This window comes from Streptomyces sp. NPDC058664 (genome assembly GCF_042716635.1).
Classification (GTDB): Bacteria; Actinomycetota; Actinomycetes; order Streptomycetales; family Streptomycetaceae; genus Streptomyces.
The window spans coordinates 56,339-81,161 of the sequence record NZ_JBHXRW010000014.1 but is presented as its reverse complement, the minus strand read 5'-3'; the positions used below and the strand labels follow the sequence as shown (position 1 = coordinate 81,161).

Annotated in this window: 25 protein-coding genes; 11 read left to right on the top strand and 14 right to left on the bottom strand. The window is 70.9% G+C overall.

What is annotated here, in order from left to right; translation table 11 throughout:
* Positions 1-99 precede the first annotated feature (99 nt).
* The 5 genes from ACFWUY_RS14150 (at position 100) to ACFWUY_RS14130 (ending at position 5,034) form a co-directional block, all read left to right on the top strand.
* Positions 100-1,035: a cellulose-binding protein gene (locus ACFWUY_RS14150; protein WP_384107017.1), complete on the top strand. Its 936-nt coding sequence runs from the start codon at positions 100-102 to the stop codon at positions 1,033-1,035.
* Between the two features lie 88 nt (positions 1,036-1,123).
* Positions 1,124-2,092, top strand: coding sequence for an ABC transporter ATP-binding protein (locus tag ACFWUY_RS14145; protein WP_384107015.1), 969 nt, complete (start codon positions 1,124-1,126; stop codon positions 2,090-2,092).
* A 3-nt stretch (positions 2,093-2,095) separates the two neighbouring features.
* A complete protein-coding gene (locus ACFWUY_RS14140; RefSeq protein ID WP_384107013.1) occupies positions 2,096-2,875 on the top strand; it encodes an ABC transporter permease in 780 nt (259 codons plus the stop codon).
* 156 nt (positions 2,876-3,031) lie between these two features.
* Positions 3,032-4,204 (top strand): ABC transporter ATP-binding protein, encoded by a 1,173-nt coding sequence (locus ACFWUY_RS14135; RefSeq protein ID WP_384107011.1) that lies wholly within the window; start codon positions 3,032-3,034, stop codon positions 4,202-4,204.
* Complete coding sequence (locus tag ACFWUY_RS14130; protein ID WP_384107009.1) at positions 4,201-5,034, top strand: ABC transporter permease; 834 nt, start codon at positions 4,201-4,203, stop codon at positions 5,032-5,034. Before ACFWUY_RS14135 ends, ACFWUY_RS14130 begins: the two co-directional genes overlap by 4 nt.
* A 14-nt stretch (positions 5,035-5,048) precedes the next feature.
* Here the strand turns inward: ACFWUY_RS14130 and ACFWUY_RS14125 are convergent, their stop codons facing one another.
* Positions 5,049-5,378, bottom strand: a complete 330-nt coding sequence (locus ACFWUY_RS14125; protein WP_384107007.1) for an ATP/GTP-binding protein — start codon at positions 5,376-5,378, stop codon at positions 5,049-5,051.
* Between the two features lie 198 nt (positions 5,379-5,576).
* On the opposite strand from ACFWUY_RS14125, the gene ACFWUY_RS14120 reads away from it, so the two are divergent.
* Positions 5,577-6,611, top strand: coding sequence for an LLM class flavin-dependent oxidoreductase (locus tag ACFWUY_RS14120; protein WP_384107005.1), 1,035 nt, complete (start codon positions 5,577-5,579; stop codon positions 6,609-6,611).
* 175 nt (positions 6,612-6,786) lie between these two features.
* On the opposite strand, the gene ACFWUY_RS14115 is transcribed toward ACFWUY_RS14120, so the two are convergent.
* The gene (locus tag ACFWUY_RS14115) at positions 6,787-7,179 is read right to left on the bottom strand and encodes an SCO5389 family protein (RefSeq protein WP_384107003.1); all 393 of its coding nucleotides are present in this window, start codon (positions 7,177-7,179) and stop codon (positions 6,787-6,789) included.
* A gap of 246 nt (positions 7,180-7,425) precedes the next feature.
* On the opposite strand from ACFWUY_RS14115, the gene nucS reads away from it, so the two are divergent.
* Complete coding sequence (gene nucS, locus ACFWUY_RS14110; protein WP_384107001.1) at positions 7,426-8,097, top strand: endonuclease NucS; 672 nt, start codon at positions 7,426-7,428, stop codon at positions 8,095-8,097.
* 81 nt (positions 8,098-8,178) lie between these two features.
* Here nucS and ACFWUY_RS14105 read toward each other — a convergent pair whose 3' ends face one another.
* The 3 genes from ACFWUY_RS14105 to ACFWUY_RS14095 form a co-directional block, all read right to left on the bottom strand.
* Complete coding sequence (locus ACFWUY_RS14105; RefSeq protein WP_384107000.1) at positions 8,179-10,845, bottom strand: ATP-binding protein; 2,667 nt, start codon at positions 10,843-10,845, stop codon at positions 8,179-8,181.
* Positions 10,846-11,061: 216 nt separating this feature from the next.
* The gene (locus ACFWUY_RS14100) at positions 11,062-11,385 is read right to left on the bottom strand and encodes an STAS domain-containing protein (RefSeq protein WP_030210572.1); all 324 of its coding nucleotides are present in this window, start codon (positions 11,383-11,385) and stop codon (positions 11,062-11,064) included.
* A 126-nt stretch (positions 11,386-11,511) separates the two neighbouring features.
* The gene (locus ACFWUY_RS14095) at positions 11,512-12,360 is read right to left on the bottom strand and encodes a 3-hydroxyacyl-CoA dehydrogenase family protein (RefSeq protein WP_384106999.1); all 849 of its coding nucleotides are present in this window, start codon (positions 12,358-12,360) and stop codon (positions 11,512-11,514) included.
* A gap of 252 nt (positions 12,361-12,612) precedes the next feature.
* Between ACFWUY_RS14095 and ACFWUY_RS14090 the strand changes: the two genes are divergently transcribed.
* Complete coding sequence (locus tag ACFWUY_RS14090) at positions 12,613-13,185, top strand: cob(I)yrinic acid a,c-diamide adenosyltransferase (RefSeq protein WP_384106998.1); 573 nt, start codon at positions 12,613-12,615, stop codon at positions 13,183-13,185.
* On the opposite strand, the gene ACFWUY_RS14085 is transcribed toward ACFWUY_RS14090, so the two are convergent.
* Positions 13,105-13,749 carry a hypothetical protein gene (locus tag ACFWUY_RS14085; RefSeq protein ID WP_384106997.1) on the bottom strand — a complete coding sequence of 215 codons (645 nt, stop codon included), beginning with the start codon at positions 13,747-13,749 and terminating at the stop codon, positions 13,105-13,107. The two genes, ACFWUY_RS14090 and ACFWUY_RS14085, sit on opposite strands and share 81 nt — an antisense overlap.
* A gap of 152 nt (positions 13,750-13,901) precedes the next feature.
* Here ACFWUY_RS14085 and ACFWUY_RS14080 point away from each other — a divergent pair, with 152 nt between their 5' ends.
* The 3 genes from ACFWUY_RS14080 (at position 13,902) to ACFWUY_RS14070 (ending at position 17,809) form a co-directional block, all read left to right on the top strand.
* A complete protein-coding gene (locus tag ACFWUY_RS14080) occupies positions 13,902-15,113 on the top strand; it encodes a sensor histidine kinase (RefSeq protein WP_384106995.1) in 1,212 nt (403 codons plus the stop codon).
* 81 nt (positions 15,114-15,194) lie between these two features.
* A complete protein-coding gene (locus ACFWUY_RS14075; protein ID WP_384106993.1) occupies positions 15,195-15,839 on the top strand; it encodes a response regulator in 645 nt (214 codons plus the stop codon).
* A gap of 122 nt (positions 15,840-15,961) precedes the next feature.
* Positions 15,962-17,809: a glycosyl hydrolase family 18 protein gene (locus tag ACFWUY_RS14070; protein WP_384106991.1), complete on the top strand. Its 1,848-nt coding sequence runs from the start codon at positions 15,962-15,964 to the stop codon at positions 17,807-17,809.
* Positions 17,810-17,866: 57 nt separating this feature from the next.
* Here the strand turns inward: ACFWUY_RS14070 and ACFWUY_RS14065 are convergent, their stop codons facing one another.
* From ACFWUY_RS14065 to atpE, 8 genes are all read right to left on the bottom strand, one after another.
* Positions 17,867-18,313 (bottom strand): DUF2550 domain-containing protein, encoded by a 447-nt coding sequence (locus tag ACFWUY_RS14065; protein ID WP_189834231.1) that lies wholly within the window; start codon positions 18,311-18,313, stop codon positions 17,867-17,869.
* 146 nt (positions 18,314-18,459) lie between these two features.
* Positions 18,460-18,834 carry a F0F1 ATP synthase subunit epsilon gene (locus tag ACFWUY_RS14060; RefSeq protein ID WP_024761909.1) on the bottom strand — a complete coding sequence of 125 codons (375 nt, stop codon included), beginning with the start codon at positions 18,832-18,834 and terminating at the stop codon, positions 18,460-18,462.
* Positions 18,835-18,946: 112 nt separating this feature from the next.
* Positions 18,947-20,389: a F0F1 ATP synthase subunit beta gene (atpD, locus tag ACFWUY_RS14055; protein WP_384106988.1), complete on the bottom strand. Its 1,443-nt coding sequence runs from the start codon at positions 20,387-20,389 to the stop codon at positions 18,947-18,949.
* Entirely contained in the window at positions 20,389-21,306 is a 918-nt protein-coding gene (locus ACFWUY_RS14050) for a F0F1 ATP synthase subunit gamma (RefSeq protein ID WP_384106986.1), read from the bottom strand. Before ACFWUY_RS14050 ends, atpD begins: the two co-directional genes overlap by 1 nt.
* Before the next feature lie 20 nt (positions 21,307-21,326).
* Positions 21,327-22,925, bottom strand: coding sequence for a F0F1 ATP synthase subunit alpha (gene atpA, locus ACFWUY_RS14045; RefSeq protein WP_384106984.1), 1,599 nt, complete (start codon positions 22,923-22,925; stop codon positions 21,327-21,329).
* A gap of 148 nt (positions 22,926-23,073) precedes the next feature.
* Complete coding sequence (locus tag ACFWUY_RS14040; RefSeq protein ID WP_384106982.1) at positions 23,074-23,889, bottom strand: F0F1 ATP synthase subunit delta; 816 nt, start codon at positions 23,887-23,889, stop codon at positions 23,074-23,076.
* Positions 23,886-24,431 (bottom strand): F0F1 ATP synthase subunit B, encoded by a 546-nt coding sequence (locus tag ACFWUY_RS14035; protein WP_328488864.1) that lies wholly within the window; start codon positions 24,429-24,431, stop codon positions 23,886-23,888. The genes ACFWUY_RS14040 and ACFWUY_RS14035 overlap by 4 nt, the downstream gene beginning before the upstream one ends.
* Positions 24,432-24,472: 41 nt before the next feature.
* Positions 24,473-24,739: an ATP synthase F0 subunit C gene (gene atpE / locus ACFWUY_RS14030; RefSeq protein WP_055599282.1), complete on the bottom strand. Its 267-nt coding sequence runs from the start codon at positions 24,737-24,739 to the stop codon at positions 24,473-24,475.
* Positions 24,740-24,823: the final 84 nt, after the last annotated feature.

The following is a 24,823-nucleotide window of genomic DNA, read 5'->3' as shown; positions in this document are numbered from 1 at the left end:
GACATTCTCCAGATCAAAAGGGCATACGCTCGATGACACGCCGCTTCGGCCCCTAGGATTCCCTCTAACACCTCACCGGTCTCATTCGACAGGAAACCCATGAGCGACACATCCTCCCCCTTCGGCTTCGAGCTCGTGCGGCGCGGTTACGACCGCGGTCAGGTGGACGACCGCATTACCAAGCTCGTGTCCGACCGTGACAGTGCCCTGTCCCGTATCACCTCCCTGGAGAAGCGCATCGAGGAGCTCCACCTCGAGACGCAGAACGCCCAGGCGCAGGTCACCGACGCCGAGCCGTCGTACGCGGGGCTCGGTGCCCGGGTCGAGAAGATCCTGCGGCTCGCCGAGGAGGAGGCGAAGGACCTGCGTGAGGAGGCCCGTCGCGCCTCCGAGCAGCACCGCGAGCTGGCCGAGTCGGCCGCCCAGCAGGTGCGCAACGACGCGGAGTCGTTCGCGGCCGAGCGCAAGTCGAAGGCCGAGGACGAGGGCGTACGGATCGTCGAGAAGGCGCAGGGCGAGGCGAACTCGCTGCGTGCCGAGGCGCAGAAGGACGCGCAGTCGAAGCGCGAGGAGGCGGACGCCCTCTTCGAGGAGACCCGCGCCAAGGCCGCCCAGGCCGCCGCGGACTTCGAGACCAACCTGGCGAAGCGCCGCGAGCAGTCGGAGCGTGACCTGGCCTCGCGTCAGGCCAAGGCCGAGAAGCGCCTCGCGGAGATCGAGCACCGCGCCGAGCAGCTCCGCCTGGAGGCCGAGAAGCTGCGGACGGACGCGGAGCGCCGGGCCCGTCAGACGGTGGAGACCGCGCAGCGCCAGGCCGAGGACATCGTGGCCGACGCGAACGCGAAGGCCGACCGGATCCGTTCGGAGTCGGAGCGCGAGCTCGCGGCCCTGACGAACCGCCGCGACTCGATCAACGCCCAGCTGACCAACGTCCGCGAGATGCTGGCGACGCTGACCGGTGCCGCGGTGGCGGCGGCCGGCTCGCCGATCGACGACGAGCGCCCGGCCGGTGTCCCGGCCCAGCAGTCCCGCTGATGCGCTCCCGGTAACAACTGGGTAGCGTTGCCCGAACCCCTCGCCATTCCGGTGGCGGGGGGTTTTGCGCGCCCGTAGGTTGGGACGCATGATCGAGCTTGAGGGCCTGACCAAGCGTTACGGGGCGAAGACCGCGGTCGACGAGCTGTCCTTCCAGGTGCGTCCTGGCGTGGTCACCGGCTTCCTCGGGCCGAACGGGGCGGGCAAGTCGACGACGATGCGCATGGTCCTCGGTCTGGACAACCCGACGAGCGGGACGGTCCGGATCGACGGCAAGCACTACCGGGAGCTCGACGAGCCGCTGAAGTACATCGGGGCACTGCTCGACGCCAAGGCGATGAACGGCGGCCGGTCGGCGTACAACAACCTGCTGTGCCTCGCGCAGTCGAACCGCATCCCGGAGCGCCGGGTGGACGAGGTGCTCGGCCTGGTGGGTCTGACGCCGGTCGCGAGGAAGAAGTCGAAGGGTTTCTCCCTCGGCATGGGACAGCGGCTCGGCATCGCGTCCGCGCTGCTCGGCGATCCCGAGATCCTGATGTTCGACGAGCCCGTCAACGGCCTGGATCCCGAGGGAATTCACTGGATCCGCAATCTGATGAAGGCGTTGGCGGCCGAGGGCCGGACGATCTTCGTTTCCAGTCATCTGATGAGTGAAATGGCGCTGACGGCCGATCACCTGATCGTGATCGGGCAGGGAAAGCTGCTGGCCGACACGTCGATGGCGGATTTCATCCAGCAGAATTCCCGGAGTTATGTCCGGCTGCGTTCGCCGCAGCAGGAGCGGCTCAGGGACGTGCTGCACGCCAACGGGTTCACCGCGGTCGAGGCGGGCAACGGCACCCTCGAGGTGGACGGGGCGACGACCGAGAAGCTGGGCGAGCTGGCCGCGGAGAGCGGGCTCGTCCTGCACGAGCTGAGCTCCCAGCGCGCCTCGCTCGAAGAGGCCTTCATGCAGATGACGGCCGGTGCGGTGGAGTACCACGCGCACGGTACGGACGTACACGGTGGCGCGCCGGCGCCCGGCCCCCAGTGGGGCTCGACCACCAAGGGAGCCTGAACGATGGCAGCGGCATCCGCGGTCCTGCAGTCCGAGTGGACCAAGATCCGGACGGTGTCGTCGACCGTCTGGACGCTGGCGAGCGCCTTCCTCGTCACGGTGGCGATGGGCGCGGGGCTGAGCGCCCTGGTGGGCTCCACCTTCGGCGATCTGAGCGAGGCGGAGCGGCTCACCTTCGACCCGACCCTGATCAGCTTCTCCGGGATGGTCCTCGGACAGCTGGCGATGGTGGTCTTCGGTGTCCTGGTGGTGGGGAGCGAGTACTCCTCGGGCATGATCCGCACCTCGCTGGCGGCCGTGCCGCAGCGGGCGACCTTCCTCTTCTCGAAGATCGCGGTCGCGGGCGGGCTCGCCCTCCTGGTGGGGCTCGCGACGAGCTTCCTCACCTTCTTCCTGGCGCAGGCGCTGCTCGGCGAGCACAGTGCCTCGATCAGTGACGACAACGTGCTGCGCGCGGTGTTCGGCGCCGGGCTCTACATGGGTCTGATCGCCCTGTTCTCCATGGGTGTGGCGGCGATGCTGCGCTCGTCGATCCTGTCGCTCGGCATCCTGGTGCCGTTCCTCCTCCTGGTCTCGAACATCCTCTCGGCCGTACCGAAGGCCAAGGAGGTGGCCCAGTACTTCCCGGACCAGGCCGGCTCGAAGATCATGCAGGTCGTCCCGGGCGCCATGAACTCGGAGGAGGCCCCGTACGGCCCGTGGGGCGGGCTCGGGATCATGGTGCTGTGGGTGGCGGCCGCGCTGCTCGGCGGCTATCTGGTGCTGAAGAAGCGGGACGCCTGACCCGTAGGGGGCGACCAGGGATTCCCTCGGAGGTTCTCGTCCGCTTCACCGGAACCGTCAATGGCTGGATAAGCTCCTAGCTCATACGGGGGGCTCCGGCCGACGGCCGCCACGCCCCGAGATGGATGCGACCGACCTGTCGATGGGGCTGGACGAATGATCGAGGCAGTCGGCCTGACGAAGCGCTACGGCGCCAAGACGGCCGTGTACAACCTTTCCTTCCAGGTGCGGCCCGGTGTCGTCACCGGGTTCCTGGGACCCAACGGGTCGGGCAAGTCGACCACCATGCGCATGATCCTGGGGCTCGACCGGCCCACCGCGGGACACGTCACGATCGGCGGCCACCCCTTCCGGCAGCTGCCGAACGCGCCCCGGCAGGTCGGCGCCCTCCTCGACGCCAAGGCCGTGCACGGCGGGCGGAGCGCGCGCAGCCACCTCCTTTCGCTCGCGCAGCTCGCCGGCATCCCGGCGCAGCGGGTCGACGAGGTCCTCGGCGTGGTCGGCCTCCAGGACGTGGCCAAGCGCCGCTCCAAGGGCTTCTCTCTCGGCATGGGCCAGCGGCTCGGCATCGCGGCGGCGCTCCTGGGCGACCCGCAGGTGCTGCTCTTCGACGAGCCCGTCAACGGTCTGGACCCGGAGGGCATCCTCTGGGTCAGGAACCTGATGAAGAAGCTGGCCGCCGAGGGGCGGACGGTCTTCGTCTCCAGTCACCTCATGAGCGAGATGGCGCTCACCGCCGACCATCTGATCGTGATCGGCCGGGGACAGCTGCTCGCGGACATGAGCGTCACGGCCTTCATCTCGGCGAACTCCGCCGACTTCGCCCGGGTGCGGACCCCGGGGACCGAGCCGGGGCAGCGGGAGAAGCTGACGGCGGCGCTGATGGAGGCCGGCGGCCAGGTGCTGTCGGAGCCGGACGGCGCGCTGCGGGTGACCGGTCTGCCGCTGCCGAGGATCAGCGACCTGGCGCACGACGCGGACGTGCGGCTCTGGGAGCTGTCCCCGCACCAGGCCTCTCTCGAAGAGGCGTACATGCGTCTGACGCAGGGCGCCGTGGACTACCGCTCCAGCGACGACCGGCTCGCGCACCTCCAGCCGCCGCAGCAGCCGGGCCGGCCGGGGTACGGGACGCCGCCGCAGCAGCCGGTGGTCCAGGACGTGCCGCAGCAGGGCTGGTACGCCCCGCCACCGCCCGGGCAGAACCCGTACGCCGGGGCGCCCGGGCAGCCGCCCGTGCCGGGCCCGTACGCCCCTCCGGCCGACGCGCGGCCGGACACCCCCCAGCCGACCGCCCCCCGGCCGAGCGACACCACCAAGGACGCCCGATGACCGCCCCCGCCCCGCACCACGCTCCGGCGCCGCACTCCTACGTCTCCCCCATCCCGGTCCGCAGGGCGCATCTCGGCGACGCCCTCGCCTCCGAGTGGACGAAGATCCGCTCGGTGCGTTCGACGCTGTGGACGCTCGGGGTCATGGTCCTGCTGATGCTGGCCATCGGCGTGGGGGTGGCGGCGATCGCCGCGGCCTCCGAGGCCCCGATGGGCGACGAGTCCGCGCTCGCCTTCGGCTTCTTCGGGATGCTGCCGGCCTCGATCTGCGTGATCACGCTCGGAGTGCTCACGATCGCCTCCGAGTACGGCACCGGCATGATCCGTACGACCCTGACGGCCTGCCCCAGCCGGGCCCGGGTGCTCACGGCGAAGGCGATCGTCTTCTTCCTGCTCGTCTTCTCGGTCACCACCGTGGTCGCCGGCGTCGTGGCGGCGGCACAGGTCGCCATCGTGGACGCGGCGGAGCCGACGGCGGCCGAGTGGCTGCGGGCGACGGTCGGAGCGGGCGGCTATCTGGCGATGCTGGGGCTGCTGTCGCTGGCGCTCGGGACGCTGATCCGGCACTCGGCGGGGGCGATCACGGTGATGATCGGTCTGCTGCTGCTCCCGCTGGTGGCGGCCCTCTTCATGTTCTCCGAGGCGCTCAGGTCCGTACAGGAGTGGCTCTTCACCTATGCCATCCCGGCGCAGATGATCGCGCTGTACGCCACCGAGCCGCCGTTCGGCGGGAGCGGCCCGGCGGGCTGGGAGCCGCTGCTGATCGTGACGGGGATCGCGGGGGTCGCGTTCGCCGGCGCGTACGCCCTGTTGAACAGCCGGGACGTGTAGCGCCGGCGGACGGCTCAGTACTTCGGCGCGTTACGGGACCGCTGCACCCTGCTGGTGCGGCGGTCCTTCGCGTTCCAGCAGGCCTTGTGCCAGTGGCGCCGGTCGTCCACACCGCCGTACTCGGGCCAGGCGACCACGTGCGGGGCGCCGCCGGGGATCTCCTGGTCGCAACCGGGGCAGCGGTAGCGCTTGCCGGGCGCGCTCGCCCCGGCGACGAGGCGGACGTACCACTCCTCGCCCTGCCAGCTCTCGGTGCGCTGCACGCCGCCGTACCGGTCGGTGTGGTCGCCCTGTTGCTGTTCGAGCTTCTCGCCGCCTCGGGAACGGTTGTGGCGCGGGGACACGGGCACACCTCACGGGGTCTGGGAACACGGACCGTTCTCCCAAGCCTACGGGCCGCGACACGCTGCCCCCGGCCCCGCCCGGGACGGCTTAGCCGAAAATCGCAAGAACTTCATGAACGGCCGTTGCCTTTGGCACGTGTCAGACGTTGTTGCCAGTGCGAGGGGAGATACGCGTCGGCCGCAAGGAGGCAGAAGGCGATGCGCGTGGGTACGTTCGTTCTGGCAGCCCAGTTCCCGGGCCAGGGACAGGGCGAGGCTCTGCACCGGGCGGTGCGGACCGCCGAGGTCGCCGAGGAGGCGGGGCTCGACTCGGTCTGGCTGGCCGAGCACCATTTCGTGCCGTACGGGGTCTGCCCGTCGGCCGTGACACTGGCCGCGCTGCTGCTCGGCCGCACACGGCGGCTGCGGGTGGGCACGGCGGTGAGCGTGCTGCCGACCGTCCACCCGGTCGCCCTGGGCGAGCAGGCGGCGCTGCTGCACCTCACCTCGGGCGGCAGGTTCACCCTGGGGGTGGGGCGGGGCGGGCCCTGGGTCGATCTGGAGGTGTTCGGCGCGGGCCTCGGCGCGTACGAGAACGGCTTCCCCGAATCCCTCGACCTGCTGCTGCGCTGGCTCACCGAGCCGCGCGTCGGAGCCGAGGGAGAACGATTCGTCTTCCGCGAGGTGGCGGTGGTCCCCCGACCCGACGAGCTGATCGGCGGGGAGGCGTCCCCCGAGGTGGTGGTGGCCTGCACGTCGCCGAAGAGCGTGCGGCTCGCCGCGGAGCGCGGGCTGCCGATGCTCCTCGGCATGCACTGCGGCGACGCGGACAAGGCCGAGATGGTCGCGGCCTGGGCGCGGCACGCGCGGGAGGCCGGGCGGGACCCGGACGAGATCACGCGGATCGGCTCCTGCCACGTCTCGGCGGGCGTCGCCCAGCTCGCGGACCGGGCGGCCGACGCGGCGGAGGCGCTGGTGAAGTCGATGCCGGGCTGGCTGAAGCAGGGCCTCGACGCCCATGTGACGGTCGACGGCCGGCACCGGGCGATGCGGGACCCCGTGGCGTACACGGAGCTGCTGTGCGGACTGCACCCGGTGGGCACGCCCCGGCAGGCGGCGGACCGGCTCGCGGCGACCTCGGAGCGTACGGGCATCACGCGCTTCGCCCTGCTCGCCGAGGGCTCGGGCGACCTCGCGGCCACCGAGGAGAACGTCCGGCGGCTCGGCGCGGAGGTCCTGCCGCTCCTGGTGTGAGGTCGGTGAGGTCCGTGAAGCCTGGGAGACCCGTGAGACCTGTCATGGCGGGGACCGCGCCGCCGCTCCGGCATCCTCACGCGGTGATACGCGGTGGTACACGGCGATACGCGATCGGTGCGTGTCGGCACGCATCGATCGCGTCTCCCGTGATGCGGAGCGGCAGCACCATGTCTCAGCAGTCGCGCAGTTGAGGCGACTGGTTCAGCAGTTGCCCCCGTACGGACGTGAAGCGGGCGAGCCGCTCGTCCACGGACGGGTCCAGCGGGAACACCGCCACCCGGTGGCAGTTCTGGAAGGCGAGACGCACCCCGAAATGCCGCTGCAGCGCACCACGAATGGCATCGCTCGCGAGCGCGCGCAGCAGCTGACCACGTGCCTGCTCATTCGGCGGCGGCGTCTGGTTGTCGGCGAACTCTCCGCCGTCGACCTTCAGCTGGGCCACCAGAGAACTGATCATCTCCCATGCGTAGGGCAGGGAGGTCCGGACGCAGTCGACGAAGTCGGCTTCGTCGACCTCGCCTCGCTCGGCCTGTTCCAACAGTGCCGGTGAGACGTCGAGCGACATGGGTTCTCCTCTCGCGACCCCGCGGGCGGGGTCTTGCGGGCAGGGCGAAGGGGTCGGCCGCCACGCAGCGTGCACGGACGACGACCTCCAGCTTCCACGGTAAGCGCGCAGTCCTGCCCGCACCAGGAGATCGGGCATACAACCGGCTGATAAACGACGGGTGTTCGGCTCAGGATCATGCATCGGGGGCTCACGGCCGATGCCCGAATCGCGCGGAAGAGCGCCCGTCTTGTAGCGTTGCCGACCATGCGTCTCGTCATTGCCCGTTGCTCCGTGGACTACGCGGGCCGGCTCACGGCCCACCTGCCCTCCGCGCCCCGTCTGATCCTGATCAAGGCAGACGGCAGCGTCTCCATCCACGCGGACGACCGGGCGTACAAACCGCTCAACTGGATGTCCCCGCCGTGCACGCTGAAGGAAGGCGCCGACGGTGAGGCCGGCATCTGGACCGTGATCAACAAAGCGGGCGAGAAACTGATCATCACGATGGAGGAGATCCTCCACGACTCCTCGCACGAACTGGGTGTGGACCCCGGTCTCATCAAGGACGGCGTCGAGGCGCACCTCCAGGAGCTCCTCGCCGACCGCATCGAGACCCTCGGCGAGGGATACACCCTGATCCGCCGCGAGTACCCGACCGCGATCGGCCCCGTGGACATCCTGTGCCGGGACTCGGACGGCGGCACGGTCGCGGTGGAGATCAAGCGGCGCGGCGAGATCGACGGCGTCGAGCAGCTGACCCGCTACCTGGAGCTGCTCAACCGCGACCCGCACCTGGCGCCGGTGAAGGGCGTCTTCGCGGCGCAGGAGATCAAGCCGCAGGCGCGGGTGCTCGCGACGGACCGCGGGATCGGCTGCGTGGTCCTGGACTACAACGCGATGCGGGGCATCGAGGACGACAAGCTGCGGCTGTTCTGACCTTCGGCGGCGTAGGAGTACGGGGACGGCCCCGGGTGCGGTGAACGCGCCCGGGGCCGTCCCCGTACTCCGGTACGTCCGTCAGGCGGGCGTACCGGCGCCGGTGGAGCCGCCGGGGGCGGGCGGGCCGCCGAGGGTGGCGGAGGCGGAGTTGCTGGGGTTGTCCGCCGTCGTCGGAGCGGTGGTCGGCGGCGTGGTCGGGGGCGTCGTGGGCGGCTCGGTCGACGGCGTCGGACTGGTGGTGGTCGTCGGCGGGGTGGTGGTGACGGTCGGCGGTGCCGGGGTGGTGATCGTCGGACGCGGCCCGCTCGTCGTGGTGGGAGCCGACGGCGGCTTCGTGGTCCCCGTGGGAGAGACCGTCTCCGTCGGGGTGTCCGAGGGGGAGGGCGAGCCGGTGGCACCCGGGCTCGACGGGTCCGAGGTCCGCGTGCTGCCGGAGCCGGACGGGCTCGGTGAGCCGGAGTGGGTGGGGGCGCCGGTCTCGCCCGGCTCGCCGCTCTCGTCCTCGGCCGGCTGCTCCTCGCCGTCCACGCCGTCGTCCGTGGTGCTCTCGGTCGCCGTGCTGTCGGAGGTGACGCGGTCGGTGGCCGGGTCCTCGCCGTTGCCCGAGGTGGCGCCGAGGGTGACGACGGTGCCGAGGACGGCGACGAGGAGCGCGCCCGCGCCGACGGCGGCGAGGTTGCGGCGGGCCCCGCTGATGATGCCGCCCCTCAGGCTCGGGCGGCGGCCGCCGGGGGTGGTGTCGGGCCGTGTGACGAGCGTCGGGCCCTTGTCGGCGAAGTCGGGGAACCCGGGGAACGGGGCGGCCGCCGGGGTTCTTCCCGCGCCGCCGTCGGCCGGCGGGGGCGTGCGTACGGGGCCGCCCGGCAGCGGGGCCGTGGCGGGTTCCGGTCGCGCGGGGCGGGCGGCCGGACCGCGTAGGGCGGGGGTGCCGCGCGGCGGGGAGACGGGCTCCTCGGCGCGGGCGCCTGCCGGGGTGCCGTGCTGTCCGGAGAGGTCGGCGACGAGGGCGAGCGCCCGGCGGCCGGCGACGGTGCCGCGCTTGTCGGCGAGCACCCCGCGCATGGCGATGGAGGCCTCCAGCTCGGCGCGGGCCCGCTCCAGGTTTCCGGTGCAGAGGGCGAGGACGCCGAGCTCGTGGTGGAAGTACGCCTCCTCGGCGACCTCGCCGGTGAGCCGGGCGGCCTCCTGCCCGGCGCGCAGGGCGCGCTCCCAGGCGCCCCAGTGCAGTCCGGCGGCGAAGGCGGGCGCGGCGGCGCGGGCGAGCAGGACGGCGGTGGCGCGGTGCTCGGCGGTGACGCCGGCGTCGGCTCCGGCGGCGGTGCCCGAACCGACGCAGACGGCCAGGGCGGCGAGGAGGGCGTCGGACTCGGCGGCGGCCCGCTCGGGGGTGACGGAGGGGTGGGCGGTCCACCAGGCGTAGTGCTGGGCGACGGTGTGGGCGCGTTCCGCGCCCTCTGTCTCGTACCCCTGGGCGAGGAGCTGCGTGAGGACGCCGGCGGCGAGCCGGTAGCGGGGGCCGACCGGAGAGAGCAGGCCGCAGGCCATGAGCTCGCCGAGGGCGGCGTCGGCGTGGGTGTCGCCGACCAGGGCCGGCAGATGGGCCGGGTGCGGGACCTCGCCGCCGAGGGCGACGGCGAAACGCAGCGCGGTCTGGGCGGAGCGGCTGAGCCGGGAGGCGAGCAGGGCGGCGGGGGCGGCGCCCTCGCCGAGGCTGGGGAGGGGTATCTCGCGCAGTTCGACGTCGGGGTCGTCGATGCCGTCGAAGGCCGCCGCGGCGGCGGCCGCGGCCGCGGCGGGGTCGGTGGGACCGAAGGCCTCTTCGAGGGCGCCGAAGGCGTCGAACTCGGCCGGGGTGACGCGCAGCCGGTCGCGCTGGCGGAGCAGCGCCCCGGCCTGGACGAAGCGCAGGGGCAGGCCCTCGGACTCGAACCACAGGTCGCCGGCCCAGTTGGCCTCGTCGTCGGTGAGGGTGCGACCGACGGCGCTCTCCAGGAGCTTCAGGGCGGCGCCGCGGCCGAGGCCGTCGAGGTGGACCTCCTCGACGTGGGCGTCGGCGGAGGGGGCGGGGGTGTCGGGTCCCGCGGCGAGGAGGAAGGCGCACTCGGGGGCGGCGGCGAGGAGTTCGTCGAGGGCGGCGCCGCCGAACTCCAGGTCGTCGACGACGACGACGGCGCCGACGTCGCGGAGCCGGTCGAGGAGCCCGTCGCAGCCCGGCCGGTGGTCCGGGGCGTACCGGACGGCGGCGAAGAGCTCGTGGAGGAGTTCGGTCGGCGTGCGGTGGTGGCCGGAGAGCCGGACGACCCCGTCGGGGGCGATCCCGTCGCAGTCGGCGGCGACCGCGTCGAGGAGGGCGGTGCGGCCGGAGCCGGGAGGGCCGGTGAGGCGGGCGGTGCGGCCGCGGCCGAGGACGCCGACGAGGCGCTCGCGCTCCTCCTGGCGTTCGAGGAGGGGCAGTTCGGGGGCGGCGGGTCCCGGCGGGACGGGCGGGGCGGCGGCGCGGACGGCCTCGGCGCGCTCCTCGGGGGTACGGGGGCGGGGTGCTGCGGGTTCCTGTCCTGGCGGGCAGGGTTCGATCTCGCTGCCGTCGACGGGGTTGACGGTGACGAGCAGGTCGCCGGAGACGAGCCGGACGACGCGGGCACGCGCGGGTACGGGCGCGGGTGCGGGCGTGCCGCGTCCCTGGCGGGCGTCGTCGCCCTCGGCGTCGTGTCCGTACTCCTCCGGCCCCCGGTTGATCGGGTCCATGGTCCAAGCCCCCAAGAAGCGGTGTCCGGTGCCCGCCGGGTGGGTCCGTCAATGTGCAGGCGACCGAACCCTAGACCGTGGTCAGGCGGCCGGGAACAGGTGGGGTGCCCCGGAGACCAAGACGTCACGGTCTTGTGAGGATTGAGCGTGACGCCTGGTTCACACAGTGGCTTCACACGCTCGTACCCCCGCCGGGACCACCCGCCGCGGGGCCCGTCACACCCGGGGCAGGGACTCCAGGGCGAGGCCGCCCTCGATGGCGAGGATGCGGTGCAGCCGGGTGGCGACGAGCAGCCGCTGCATCTGGGGCGGCACCCCGCGCAGGACGAGACGCCGGCCGCAGCGGCCGGCCCGCCGGTGGGCGCCCATGATGACGCCGAGACCGGTGGCGTCCCAGGAGTCGAGGCCGGTCAGGTCGAGCACCAGGTCGCCGACTCCGTCGTCGACGGCCGAGTGCAGGACCGTACGGGCGTCCGCCGCGCTGCGGACGTCGAGGCGGCCCCCGACGACCAGCTCGACATGATCGCCCCTGATGTGCATATGTGCTCCCCGAGAGTCTCCGTCTTCGCAACAACTGACTGCCTCGACAGCAGAAGCGTTGCGCCTTGTCAGCGAACCGGTACCGAAATTCACCCCACGGGGTGAGGGCGGGATGGTGGGACGGGCTCAGTACTTGTAGTAGCCCTGCCCGCTCTTGCGGCCGATGTCACCCGCGTCCACCATCCGGCGCATCAGCTCCGGCGGCGCGAACTTCTCGTCCTGGGACTCGGTGTAGATGTTGTTGGCGGCGTTCACCAGGATGTCGATGCCGGTGAGGTCCGCCGTGGCGAGCGGGCCCATGGCGTGGCCGAAGCCGAGCTTGCAGGCGATGTCGATGTCCTCGGCGGTGGCGACGCCCGACTCCTGGAGCTTGGCGGCCTCGACGACGAGGGCGGCGATGAGCCGGGTGGTGACGAAGCCGGCCACGTCGCGGTTGACGACGATGCAGGTCTTGCCGACCGACTCGGCGAACTCCCGGGCTGCGGCGAGGGTCTCGTCGCTGGTCTTGTAGCCGCGGACGAGCTCGCAGAGCTGCATCATCGGGACCGGGGAGAAGAAGTGGGTGCCGACGACGGCCTCGGGGCGCTCGGTCACCGCGGCGATCTTGGTGATCGGGATCGCGGAGGTGTTGGAGGCGAGGACGGCGCCGTCCTTGGCGACCTTGTCGAGCGAGCGGAAGATCTCGTGCTTCACGTCGAGGTTCTCGAAGACGGCCTCGACGACGACGTCCGCGTCGGCGACGGCTTCGAGCTCGGTGGTGGCGGTGATCCGGCCGAGCGCGGCCTCGGCGTCGGCGGCGTCCAGCTTGCCCTTGGCCACGAAGCGGTCGTACGACGCCTTGATGCCGTCGGTGCCGCGGGTGAGGGCGGCGTCGGTGACGTCACGCAGGACGACGTCCCAGCCCGCCTGTGCCGAGACCTGTGCGATGCCGGACCCCATGAGTCCGGCTCCGATGACGGCGAGCTTCCTTGCCACGGTATTCCACCCCTTAACGCCTGTTCACTTCTGGCTCTCCGGCGGAGATTAGCGGTCGGGGGCCGCCATGTGACCGCTAAGTAATGCGCGTCACGCTGTCTTTGACGGACGTCACACTCACAGCACCCCGCCCGGACGCGCGTACGGGTGACTCATACCGCCGGGGGGTACGCGGCGGGGGCGGGACGGCGTCGGCCGTGACGGTGGGCACACGGACCCTCCGGAGCGCCGGTGTCTCACTAGGCTGGGTCCATGGTCAATCTGACGCGCATCTACACCCGTACCGGCGACCAGGGCACCACGGCGCTCGGCGACATGAGCCGGACCGCCAAGACGGATCTGCGGATCTCGGCCTACGCCGACGCCAACGAGGCCAACGCCGCCATCGGCACGGCCGTCGCCCTCGGGCAGCTCGACGAGGAGGTCGTGAAGGTCCTCGTCCGCGTCCAGAACGACCTGTTCGACGTGGGCGCCGACCTCTGCACGCCCGTGGTCGAGGACCCGAAGTATCCGCCGCTGCGCGTGGAGCAGGGTTACGTGGACAAGCTGGAGGCCGACTGCGACCGCTTCCTGGAGGACCTGGAGAAGCTGCGCTCCTTCATCCTGCCGGGCGGCACGCCCGGGGCGGCGCTGCTGCACCAGGCGTGCACGGTGGTCCGGCGGGCGGAGCGCTCCACCTGGGCGGCCCTCGAGGTCCACGGCGAGACGATGAACGCCCTGACCGCCACGTACCTCAACCGCCTGTCAGACCTGCTCTTCATCCTTGCCCGTACGGCGAACAAGGAGGTCGGGGACGTGCTCTGGGTCCCGGGCGGGGACCGCTGAGGCACCGTGCGGGAGGCCGTGCGAGAAGCCGTGCGGGGACTTCTTCGGGAAGAGCGCGTAGCTGAGCGCGATCAGGCCGTGGATGCCCACCGCCCGCCAGGCGACGAAGATCCAGTCGCGCAGCCCGTCGGTGTTCCCGTCGTCGCCGACGTACAGGATCGCCAGGAGCAGCAGTCCCGAGGCGACGGCCCCCGCGACCACCGAGCCGAGCCAGATCGCGCCCTCGTGACGGGCGCGGGCCATCCCGTAGCTCGGCGGCTTCACCGGCGGCGGGGCGCCGCCGAAGCGGTGCGCGGCATGGCCGTCGAGCCACTTCACGGTGCGGTGGCCGTGGCCGACCGTGTAGCCGATGTAGAGGGCGGCGAGGCCGTGCTTCCAGCTGGGGTCGGCGCCGTTCTTGAGGTCGATCGCCGTGACCACGAGGAGCAGGACCTCCAGGAGCGGCTCGCACAACAGCAGGGCGATACCCGTCCGGGGCATCTTCAGGAGGTAGCGGGCGGCGAGTCCGGCGGCCAGCAGGACCCAGAAACCGATTTCGCAGATGACGATCAGCGTGACGATCACGACGGTTCCCCTTTCGGTTCCCCCTCAGCGTCCCGTGGGATCCGGCGGCATTCGTCGTCGCCGGTGACGAACCGCGTCTACATCCTTCGACGGAGGGGTGGATCGGCCCGGACGAGGAGGTCGGGGCGGTCGCGGCCGTGTTGGATGAGTACGTGACGCTCCCCCGCCCGGCACTCCCCCGCCCGCACCGCATCGACCTGCTCATCGCCGTCACCGGCCTGGTCGGCGGTCTGGTCCTGTGGTCGTTCGGGCTGTTCGTGACGGGGGACCACGTCATCGGTGCGCGCTGGGCGACGCTGGTCCCGCTGACCGTGATGGCCGCGATGGAGGCGCTGCGCCGTGCCGCTCCGCTGTTCGCCCTGGTCGTCGGCACCCTGGCGATCGCCGGGGACCAGCTCACCAACGGCAATCTCGCGACGGTCCTGATGTTCACGGACGTGGTCTACGCGTCGGTGGTGTACGGCAGGCCCGCCCAGGCCCGGCGCGTCCCGTACGTCGCCGGCCTCCTCACCGTCACGACCACGGTGGTGTTCCTCGTCTGGTGGCAGAACGCCGTCGCGCTGCTCGTGGGCGTGCTCACCGGCATGGTCTCCTTCCTGCCCGCGGTGACGGGCGCGATCGTGCGCAACCACCGGAACGCGGCGGACGCGGCCCGGCTGCGGGCCGAGCAGACGGCGCTGCTCGCCGAGATGGACCGGGCGCAGGCGGTGGTGACCGAGCGGGCCCGGATGGCGCGCGAGCTGCACGACGTGGTGGCGAACCACCTCTCGGCGATCGCGATCCACTCCACGGCGGCGCTCTCCCTCGACGAGCCCGCCACCACCCGGCAAGCGCTCACCGTGATCCGCGAGAACAGCGTGGCGGGCCTCGCGGAGATGCGGAGGCTGATCGGGCTGCTGCGGGACAGCGGCGGCGGCGTGGAGCCGTCCGCCGCGCCGACCCTCGCCGGTCTGGACGCCCTGGTGGGCCAGGCGCGGGCGAACGCGGGGCCGAGCGGTCTCGTCCTGGTCCTCGACGACGCCCGGGACACGGCGGCGGGACTGCCGGCGCCGGTGGAGCTGGCCGCGTACCGGATCGTGCAGGAGTCGCTGACCAACGCGCTGAAGCACGCGGCGCCCGGTGAGGTGCGGGTGGTGCTGCGCCGGGAGCCGGGGGCGCTCACGGTCGAGGTGACGAGTCCGTACGGGGAGCGCCCGGGGCCGACGGCGCCCGGTTCGGGAGCCGGTCTGGTGGGGATGCGGGAGCGGGTGGCCCTGCTCGGGGGCGGGTTCGAGGCGGGTCCGGTGACGGACGGCGAGGGCGGGAAGCTCTGGCGGGTCCGGGCGGAGCTGCCCGTGGACGCGAATGACGAGGAGCGGGCGTGACTGCGGCTGACGAGGAGCGGGTACGACGGCGGTGGGCGGAAGGGGAACGGGCATGACGACGGGGACGGGCGAGTGGCGGGCATGACGGTGCGGGTGGTGGTCGCCGAGGACCAGAGCGCGGTACGGGCGGGGCTCGTCCTCATCCTGGGCAGCGCGCCGGACATCGAGGTGGTCGGGGAGGCGGCGGACGGGGAGCGCGCGGTGGAGCTGGCGCGCGAGCTCCGTCCGGATCTGGTCCTGATGGATGTGCAGATGCCCCGGATGGACGGGGTGACGGCGACGGGGATCGTGGTCGCGGAGGGGCTCGCCGACGTCCTCGTCCTGACCACCTTCGATCTGGACGAGTACGTGTTCGGGGCGCTGCGGGCGGGCGCGGCCGGTTTCCTGCTCAAGAACGCGGACGCGCGGGAGCTGATCGAGGCGGTGCGGACGGTGGCGCGCGGTGAGGGCCTGATCGCCCCGGCGGTGACCCGGCGCCTGATCGCGGAGTTCGCGGCGACGGGCCGGCCCGCGCGGACGGCGGATCCCGGGATCCTCGCGTCGCTGACGCCCCGGGAGCGGGAGGTGCTGTCGGCGCTCGGCCGGGGTCTGTCGAACGCGGAGATCGCGGTACGGCTCGACATGGCGGAGGCGACGGTGAAGACGCACGTCAGCAAGGTGCTGGCGAAGCTGGAGCTGCGGAGCAGGGTGCAAGCGGCGGTCCTGGCGCAGGAGTTGGGCGTCTAGGGGGCGAGGCGACGTTGGTCTGGACCTCTTGACGATTGGTCCAGACCTTCCTACGCTCGCGGGGCGCGCGCATCTTCACGGACCACCCCCACCCTTGTCCGTCCGCAACTTGAGGAGCACCGTTGAGCACTCAAGCACCGACGCGCAGAACAGGCTTCAGACACCGGGCCGCCGCCGGTCTGACCGCCCTGATCCTGCCCCTGGCCGCCATGGTCGGCCTCGCCACCCCCGCCGAAGCCGCCACCTCGGCCACCGCCACGTACACCAAGGTCTCCGACTGGGGCACCGGCTTCGAGGGCAAGTGGACGGTGAAGAACACCGGCACCACCACCCTCTCCTCCTGGACCGTCGAGTGGGACTACCCCGCCGGCACGACCGTCACCTCCGCCTGGGACGCCACCGTCACCGGCTCCGGCACCCACTGGACCGGCAAGAACGTCGGCTGGAACGGCACCCTCGCCCCCGGCGCCAGCATCTCCTTCGGCTTCAACGGCACGGGTTCGGGCTCCCCGACCGGCTGTAAGGTCAACGGCGGCTCCTGCGACGGGACGAGCCAGCCCGGCGACAACGCCCCCTCCGCCCCCGGCACCCCCGTCGCCTCCGGCATCACCGACACCTCGGTGAAGCTCACGTGGACCGCCGCCACCGACGACAAGGGCGTCAAGAACTACGACGTCAAGCGCGACGGCACCACGATCGCCACGGTCACCGGGCTCACGTACACCAACACCGGCCTGACCGCGGGCACCGACTACAGCTACACCGTCGTCGCCCGCGACACCATCGACCAGACCGGCCCGGCGAGCGGCGCGGCCTCCGTCCGTACGACGGGCGGCGGGACCAACCCGCCCGTCGGCAACACCGTGAAGATGGGCTACTTCACCAACTGGGGCGTCTACGGCCGCAACTACCACGTGAAGAACATCGTGACCTCGGGCTCCGCGTCCAAGATCACCCACATCAACTACGCCTTCGGCAACGTCACGGGCGGCAAGTGCACCATCGGTGACGCCTACGCCGACTACGACAAGGCCTACACCGCCGACCAGTCCGTCGACGGCGTCGCCGACACCTGGGACCAGCCGCTGCGCGGCAACTTCAACCAGCTGCGCAAGCTGAAGAAGGCCTACCCGAACATCAAGATCCTCTGGTCCTTCGGCGGCTGGACCTGGTCCGGCGGCTTCGGCCAGGCCATGCAGAACCCGGCGGCCTTCGCCCAGTCCTGCTACGACCTGGTCGAGGACCCGCGCTGGGCCGACGTCTTCGACGGCATCGACCTGGACTGGGAGTACCCCAACGCCTGCGGCCTCTCCTGCGACACCAGCGGCCCGGCCTCCTTCAAGAACATGATGCAGGCCATGCGCGCCAAGTTCGGTACCAACAACCTGGTCACCGCGGCCGTCACGGCCGACGCCTCCGCCGGCGGCAAGATCGACGCCGCCGACTACGGCGGCGCCGCGCAGTACATGGACTGGTTCAACGTCATGACGTACGACTTCTTCGGCGCCTGGGCGGCGAAGGGTCCGACGGCCCCGCACTCCCCGCTCACCTCGTACGCCGGCATCCCGCAGGCCGGCTTCAACTCCGCCGAGGCGATCGCCAAGTTCAAGGCGAAGGGCGTCCCCGCCAAGAAGCTGCTGCTCGGCATCGGCTTCTACGGACGCGGCTGGACCGGCGTCACCCAGTCGGCCCCCGGCGGCACGGCGACCGGCCCGGCGGCGGGCACCTACGAGCAGGGCATCGAGGACTACAAGGTCCTCAAGGCCTCCTGCCCCGCCACCGGCACCGTCGCGGGCACGGCGTACGCCCACTGCGGCACCAACTGGTGGAGCTACGACACCCCGGCCACGGTCACGTCCAAGATGAGCTGGGCGAAGAACCAGGGCCTGGGCGGCGCGTTCTTCTGGGAGTTCAGCGGCGACACCGGCAACGGCGAGCTCGTCGGAGCCATCAACACCGGCCTGAACTAGCACCGGGTAGGACGAAGCGGGGGCCGGCGCAGCACGCCGACCCCCGCTTCCCATGCCTTACGCGACATTCACCCTCTGGCCTGGAGGCGCCGCCTCCAGCCAGGCCATGAAACCGGTCCGCGCGTCCTCGCTCATCGCGAGCTCCAGACGCACACCCTCGTACATACAGGGCTGGATCACCGCGTCGGAGAGCAGCGCGAGCTCCTCCTCGCCCTCCGGCATCCGGCGCTCCAGGGCCACGATGGACGAACGCTCCAGGACACGGCGCGGACGGGGCGCGTACGAGAAGACACGGAACCAGGCGATCTCGTCACCGCTGTACCGGGCGACGCCGTACACCCAGCCCTTGCCGCTCGGATCCGGATCGTCCGGGACGTTCCAGTGCAGCGAACAGTCGAAGGTGCCGCCGGCCCGCTGGATCAGCCTGCGGCGCAAGCCGAAGACGAAGAGCCCGATCACCACCAGTGCGACGACCAGGCCGCACACGAGCAGAGCGAGGAACATCTTCACCGACCTCCTCGCTGCGTCCCGTAGCCGGCACCGCCGGCAGAACCGAATACGACCTGCATATGCATCGCCTCAGCCGCGGCACGCTCCGGAAAATTCCGGACCGTGCCGCGGCTGAGGGCACTACTGCTCGGCGCGGACCGTCAGCGGACCGCTACCGCGCGCAGCCGGACATCCGCGCGCCGCTCGGCGGCGGCGTCCGAATCCGACTTCGCACGCTCCAGCGCGCGCTCGGCGCGCTGGGCGTCGATCTCGTCCGCCAGCTCGCAGATCTCCGCGAGCAGAGACAGCTTGTCGTCGGCGAAGGAGATGAATCCGCCGTGGACGGCGGCGACGACAGTCGCGCCCTCGCTCGTACGGATGGTCACCGGGCCCGACTCCAGCACACCGAGCAGCGGCTGGTGGCCGGGCATGACGCCGATGTCGCCGGAGGTGGTACGCGCGATGACCAGGGTGGCCTCGCCGGACCAGACACTCCGGTCCGCGGCGACCAGCTCGACGTGCAGCTCAGCAGCCAAGGGTGGCTCCTCGGGTCACCACCCGGCGGTCGTGCCGGGTGTTGGGGTCAATTCTAGTGGGCGTGGAGCGGGGGCGGGACGGATCCCGCCCCCACTCGGGCGAGCACGGGGCTCAGGAGACGCCGAGTTCCTTGGCGTTCTTCTTGAGGTCCTCGAGACCACCACACATGAAGAAGGCCTGCTCGGGGAAGTGGTCGTACTCACCGTCGCAGATCGCGTTGAACGCGGCGATCGACTCGTCGAGCGGAACGTCCGAACCGTCCACACCGGTGAACTGCTTCGCCGCGTGGGTGTTCTGGGACAGGAAGCGCTCGACACGCCGGGCGCGGTGGACAACGAGCTTGTCCTCCTCGCTCAGCTCGTCGATACCGAGGATCGCGATGATGTCCTGGAGGTCCTTGTACTTCTGCAGGATCCCCTTGACGCGCGTGGCGGCGTCGTAGTGCTCCTGCGCGATGTAGCGCGGGTCCAGGATCCGGGACGTGGAGTCCAGCGGGTCCACGGCCGGGTAGATGCCCTTCTCGGAGATCGGACGGGAGAGAACCGTCGTCGCGTCGAGGTGGGCGAAGGTGGTGGCCGGAGCCGGGTCGGTCAGGTCGTCCGCGGGGACGTAGATCGCCTGCATCGAGGTGATCGAGTGACCACGGGTCGAGGTGATGCGCTCCTGGAGGAGACCCATCTCGTCGGCCAGGTTCGGCTGGTAACCCACCGCGGAGGGCATGCGGCCGAGCAGGGTCGAGACCTCGGAGCCGGCCTGGGTGAAGCGGAAGATGTTGTCGATGAAGAACAGCACGTCCTGCTTCTGCACATCGCGGAAGTACTCCGCCATGGTCAGACCGGCGAGGGCCACGCGCAGACGGGTGCCCGGGGGCTCGTCCATCTGGCCGAAGACCAGCGCGGTCTTGTCGAGAACGCCGGCCTCCTCCATCTCCACCATGAGGTCGTTGCCCTCACGGGTGCGCTCGCCGACGCCCGCGAAGACCGACACACCGTCGTGCAGCTTGGCCACACGGACGATCATTTCCTGGATCAGAACGGTCTTGCCGACACCGGCACCACCGAACAGACCGATCTTTCCACCCTTGACGTACGGGGTGAGAAGGTCGACGACCTTCAGGCCGGTCTCGAACATCTCGGTCTTGGACTCGAGCTGGTCGAAGGCCGGGGCCTTGCGGTGGATCGTCCAGCGCGGCGCGTCGGCCACGGTGGACTCGTCGTCGTTCAGCACCTGGCCGAGCGTGTTGAACACACGGCCCTTGGTGACGTCACCGACGGGGACGGTGATGCCCGTGCCCGTGTCGGTCACCGGGGCCTGGCGGACCAGACCGTCGGTGGGCTGCATCGAGATGGTGCGGACGACGCCGTCGCCGAGGTGCTGGGCGACCTCGAGGGTCAGCGTCTTGGTCGCGCCCTCCACGGCCGGGTCCGGAACCTGGACGTTCAGCGCGTTGTAGATCTCCGGCATCGCGTCGACGGGGAACTCCACGTCGACGACCGGGCCGATGACCCGGGCGACGCGGCCCGTGGCGGCGGCCGTCTCAACAGTGGTCGTCATTACTTGTCACTCCCCGCGGTCGCGTCGGCCAGGGCTGCGGTGCCACCGACGATCTCGCTGATTTCCTGGGTGATTTCGGCCTGGCGGGCCGCGTTGGCAAGTCGGGAGAGGTTGTTGATCAAGTCTCCCGCGTTGTCGGTCGCCGACTTCATCGCGCGGCGCGTGGCCGCGTGCTTGGAGGCGGCCGACTGGAGCAGCGCGTTGTAGATCCGGCTCTCGACGTACCGGGGCAGCAGGGCGTCGAGGACGTCCTCCGCCGACGGCTCGAAGTCGTACAGCGGACGGAGCGTGCCCGTGTCGCCGGCCTCCTTCGCCACCTCGTCGAGGCTGAGGGGCAGCAGCCGGGCCTCGACCGCCGTCTGCGTCATCATCGAGACGAACTCGGTGTAGACGATGTGGAGCTCGTCCACGCCGCCCTCGGCCGTGTCCTTCTCGATCGCCTCGATCAGCGGAGCCGCGATCGTCTTGGCGTCGCCGTACGACGGCTGGTCCGTGAACCCGGTCCACGTGCCGGCCAGCTTCCGCTCACGGAAGTTGTAGTGCGCGATGCCACGACGGCCGACGACGTAGACGGCGACCTCGCGGCCCTCGCCCTCCAGCTTCGCCGTCAGCCTTTCCGCCGCCTTGATGGCGTTGGAGTTGAAGGCGCCGGCCAGACCGCGGTCGCTCGAGAGGAGCAGGACAGCGGCACGGACGGGGTTCTCCGCCTCGGTGGTCAGCGGGTGCTTGTCATTGGCACCCGTGGCCACCGCGGTGACCGCGCGCGTCAGCTCGGTCGCGTACGGAGTCGACGCCTGCACCTTGCGCTGCGCCTTGACGACACGCGAGGCGGCGATCATCTCCATCGCCTTGGTGATCTTCTTCGTCGCGGTGACGGATTTGATGCGACGCTTGTAGACCCGGAGCTGCGCTCCCATGAGTCAGGTCCCTTCCGTCGTCACTTCGAGACGTTGACGGCGGCAGGAGCGTCCTCGCCCAGCAGCTTGCCGTCAGAGGTCTCGAACTGCTTCTTGAACTCCGCGATGGCGTCGCCCACGGCCTGCAGGGTGTCGTCCGACATCTTGCCGCCCTCACGAATGGAGGTCATGAGACCCGAGTGGTTCTGGCGCAGGTACGCCAGGAGCTCGGCCTCGAAGCGGCGGATGTCGACGACCGGGACGTCGTCCATCTTGCCGGTGGTGCCGGCCCAGACGGAGACGACCTGGTTCTCGGTGGGCATCGGCTGGTACTGAGCCTGCTTGAGCAGCTCGACCATGCGCTGTCCACGCTCCAGCTGCGCCTTCGACGCGGCGTCCAGGTCGGAACCGAAGGCGGCGAACGCCTCCAGCTCACGGAACTGGGCCAGGTCCACACGGAGGCGACCGGAGATCTGCTTCATCGCCTTGTGCTGGGCGGAGCCACCGACGCGGGAGACCGAGATACCGACGTTCAGGGCCGGGCGCTGGCCGGCGTTGAACAGGTCGGACTCCAGGAAGCACTGGCCGTCGGTGATGGAGATGACGTTGGTCGGGATGAACGCCGACACGTCGTTCGCCTTGGTCTCGACGATCGGCAGACCGGTCATCGAACCGGCACCCAGCTCGTCCGAGAGCTTCGCGCAGCGCTCGAGGAGACGCGAGTGCAGGTAGAAGACGTCACCCGGGTAGGCCTCGCGGCCCGGCGGGCGGCGCAGCAGCAGCGACACGGCGCGGTAGGCGTCGGCCTGCTTCGACAGGTCGTCGAAGACGATCAGGACGTGCTTGCCCTGGTACATCCAGTGCTGACCGATGGCGGAGCCGGTGTACGGCGCCAGGTACTTGAAGCCGGCCGGGTCGGACGCCGGGGCGGCGACGATCGTCGTGTACTCGAGCGCGCCGGCCTCTTCCAGGGCGCCGCGAACGGACGCGATGGTCGAGCCCTTCTGGCCGATGGCGACGTAGATGCAGCGGACCTGCTTGTTCACGTCGCCCGAGCGCCAGTTGTCACGCTGGTTGATGATCGTGTCGACGCACAGCGCGGTCTTGCCGGTCTGGCGGTCACCGATGATCAGCTGACGCTGGCCACGGCCGACCGGCGTCATGGCGTCGACGGCCTTGTAGCCGGTCTCCATCGGCTCGTGCACCGACTTACGGGCCATAACGCCCGGGGCCTGCAGCTCGAGGGCGCGACGGCCCTCGGTCGCGATCTCGCCGAGACCGTCGATCGGGTTGCCGAGCGGGTCGACGACGCGACCCAGGTATCCCTCACCGACACCGACGGAGAGGACCTCGCCGGTGCGCTGCACCGACTGTCCCTCCTCGATGCCGCTGAACTCGCCGAGGACGATCGCGCCGATCTCGCGCTCTTCGAGGTTCAGGGCGAGACCCAGGGTCCCGTCCTCGAACTTCAGCAGCTCGTTCGCCATGGCCGAGGGAAGACCCTCGACCTTCGCGATACCGTCACCGGCCAGGCTGACCGTGCCGACCTCCTCGCGCGAGGCCGCGTCCGGCTGGTACGACTGGACGAAGTTCTCCAGTGCGTCCCGGATCTCCTCCGGCCGGATCGTGAGCTCCGCCATCTGGGTTCCCTGCTCTCCTTGTTGGGCCCGAAGTTTCTTAAGGGGTCTGGGGGCCGACCCCCAGGAATCTTCTGCAATCTCTGCACGGCCCAACCGGGCCGCTGGTGATGCTGTGGTGCTGTGATGCCTTGTGCTGCGGTGGCTGCCGTCAGCCGGCCAGTCGACGGGTCGCCTCGTCGAGGCGCTCCGCGATGGACCCGTTGATGACCTCGTCGCCGACCTGCACGGTGATCCCGCCGAGGACCGCCGGGTCCACGTCCAGGTTCAGGTGCATCTCGCGGCCGTACAGCTTGGCCAGGACGGCACCGAGGCGCTGCTTCTGCTGGTCCGACAGCGGCACCGCCGAGGTGACGACGGCGACCATCCGGTTCCGGCGCGCCGCGGCGAGCTTGGACAGGGACTCGAGTCCCGCTTCCAGGCTACGTCCCCGGGGCTGGGTCACCAGACGGACGACCAGGCGCTCGGTGGTCGCGTGGGCCTTGCCGCCGAGCAGGCTGCGGAGCAGCGTGCCCTTGGCGGTGGCCGTGGCGGCCTTGTCCGTCAGCGCCGAGCGGAGCTCGGGGCTGGAGGACACGATCCGGCCGAACCGGAACAGCTCGTCCTCGACGCCGTCGAGCGCGCCCGCCTTCTGCGCCGCGGTGAGGTCGGCGGTGTTCGCCAGTTCCTCGGCCGCGTCGACCAGGTCACGCGAACGCGACCAGCGGGAACGCACCATGCCGGACACGAGGTCGACGGTCGTGCCGCCCACCTGACCGCTCAGGAGTCGCTGCGCGAGCTCGGCCTTGGCCTCACCCGACTGTGCGGGGTCGGTCAGGACCCGGCGCAGCGACACCTCGCGGTCGAGCAGCGCGGTGACGGCGGCCAGCTCGTCCGCGAGCTTCGTCGCGTCGACCGAGGTGTTGTCGGTCAGCGCGTCGAGGGACTCACGGGCGGCGGCCAGTGCCTCACGGCTCGCTCCGTTCATCGGACAGCCTCGGCCTTCTCCTCGAGCTCGTCGAGGAAGCGGTCGATCGTGCGGCTCTGGCGGGCGGTGTCCTCGAGGGACTCGCCGACCAGCTTGCCTGCCAGGTCGGTGGCGAGCTTGCCCACGTCCTGACGCAGCGACGCGGAGGCGGCCTTGCGGTCGGCCGCGATCTGCGTGTGGCCGGCCGCGATGATCTCCTCGCGCTGGCGCTGGCCTTCCGCCTTCATCTCCTGGATGATCGCGGTGCCCTGCTCCGTCGCCTCCTGGCGAAGACGCGCGGCCTCGTGGCGGGCCTCGGCGAGCTGGGCCTTGTACTGCTCCAGCACACTCTGAGCCTCGATCTGGGCCGACTCGGCCTTCTCGATGCCACCCTCGATGGCCTCGCGACGCTGCTCCAGAACCTTGTTGATGTTCGGGAGGAGCTTCTTGGCGAGGAAGCCGAAGACGATGACGAAGGCGATCAGGCCGATGACGAGCTCGTCGAGATGCGGAATCAGAGGAGGCTGGGGCTCCTCCGCCGCCGCAAGAAGCAGAGCGTTCACATCAGTGCCTTCCGTAAAAAGAATCGGGCAGTCGGTCCGGCTTACTGGTAGACGAAGCCCATGACGATGCCGATGAGGGCGAGCGCCTCACAGAAGGCGAAGCCCATGATCTGGTTGGTGCGGATCAGACCGGCGGCCTCGGGCTGGCGGGCGAGCGCCTGCGTACCGTTACCGAAGATGATGCCGACGCCGACGCCCGGGCCGATGGCCGCGAGACCGTAACCGATGGACGCGACGTTGCCGACGAGGGTGGTCTTGGCGGAGTCACCGGGGGCGGCGAGGTTGACCAGTTCGAGAGCAGCGGACATGCCGTTACTTCCTTCTCTTTCAATGACCCGGTGGGGGTTGGCCACCGGACGACTGTTGGATTGGGGGTGAAGCTACGATCCGGG

Bases quoted from the DNA above. Each gene is read 5' to 3' on its own strand.
- ACFWUY_RS14150 (WP_384107017.1), top strand. From the start codon at position 100: ATGAGCGACACATCCTCCCCCTTCGGCTTCGAGCTCGTGCGGCGCGGT.
- ACFWUY_RS14145 (WP_384107015.1), top strand. From the start codon at position 1,124: ATGATCGAGCTTGAGGGCCTGACCAAGCGTTACGGGGCGAAGACCGCG.
- ACFWUY_RS14140 (WP_384107013.1), top strand. From the start codon at position 2,096: ATGGCAGCGGCATCCGCGGTCCTGCAGTCCGAGTGGACCAAGATCCGG.
- ACFWUY_RS14135 (WP_384107011.1), top strand. From the start codon at position 3,032: ATGATCGAGGCAGTCGGCCTGACGAAGCGCTACGGCGCCAAGACGGCC.
- ACFWUY_RS14130 (WP_384107009.1), top strand. From the start codon at position 4,201: ATGACCGCCCCCGCCCCGCACCACGCTCCGGCGCCGCACTCCTACGTC.
- ACFWUY_RS14120 (WP_384107005.1), top strand. From the start codon at position 5,577: ATGCGCGTGGGTACGTTCGTTCTGGCAGCCCAGTTCCCGGGCCAGGGA.
- ACFWUY_RS14115 (WP_384107003.1), bottom strand. From the start codon at position 7,179: ATGTCGCTCGACGTCTCACCGGCACTGTTGGAACAGGCCGAGCGAGGC.
- nucS (WP_384107001.1), top strand. From the start codon at position 7,426: ATGCGTCTCGTCATTGCCCGTTGCTCCGTGGACTACGCGGGCCGGCTC.
- ACFWUY_RS14105 (WP_384107000.1), bottom strand. From the start codon at position 10,845: ATGGACCCGATCAACCGGGGGCCGGAGGAGTACGGACACGACGCCGAG.
- ACFWUY_RS14100 (WP_030210572.1), bottom strand. From the start codon at position 11,385: ATGCACATCAGGGGCGATCATGTCGAGCTGGTCGTCGGGGGCCGCCTC.
- ACFWUY_RS14090 (WP_384106998.1), top strand. From the start codon at position 12,613: ATGGTCAATCTGACGCGCATCTACACCCGTACCGGCGACCAGGGCACC.
- ACFWUY_RS14075 (WP_384106993.1), top strand. From the start codon at position 15,195: ATGACGGTGCGGGTGGTGGTCGCCGAGGACCAGAGCGCGGTACGGGCG.
- ACFWUY_RS14065 (WP_189834231.1), bottom strand. From the start codon at position 18,313: ATGTTCCTCGCTCTGCTCGTGTGCGGCCTGGTCGTCGCACTGGTGGTG.
- atpD (WP_384106988.1), bottom strand. From the start codon at position 20,389: ATGACGACCACTGTTGAGACGGCCGCCGCCACGGGCCGCGTCGCCCGG.
- ACFWUY_RS14050 (WP_384106986.1), bottom strand. From the start codon at position 21,306: ATGGGAGCGCAGCTCCGGGTCTACAAGCGTCGCATCAAATCCGTCACC.
- atpA (WP_384106984.1), bottom strand. From the start codon at position 22,925: ATGGCGGAGCTCACGATCCGGCCGGAGGAGATCCGGGACGCACTGGAG.
- ACFWUY_RS14040 (WP_384106982.1), bottom strand. From the start codon at position 23,889: ATGAACGGAGCGAGCCGTGAGGCACTGGCCGCCGCCCGTGAGTCCCTC.
- atpE (WP_055599282.1), bottom strand. From the start codon at position 24,739: ATGTCCGCTGCTCTCGAACTGGTCAACCTCGCCGCCCCCGGTGACTCC.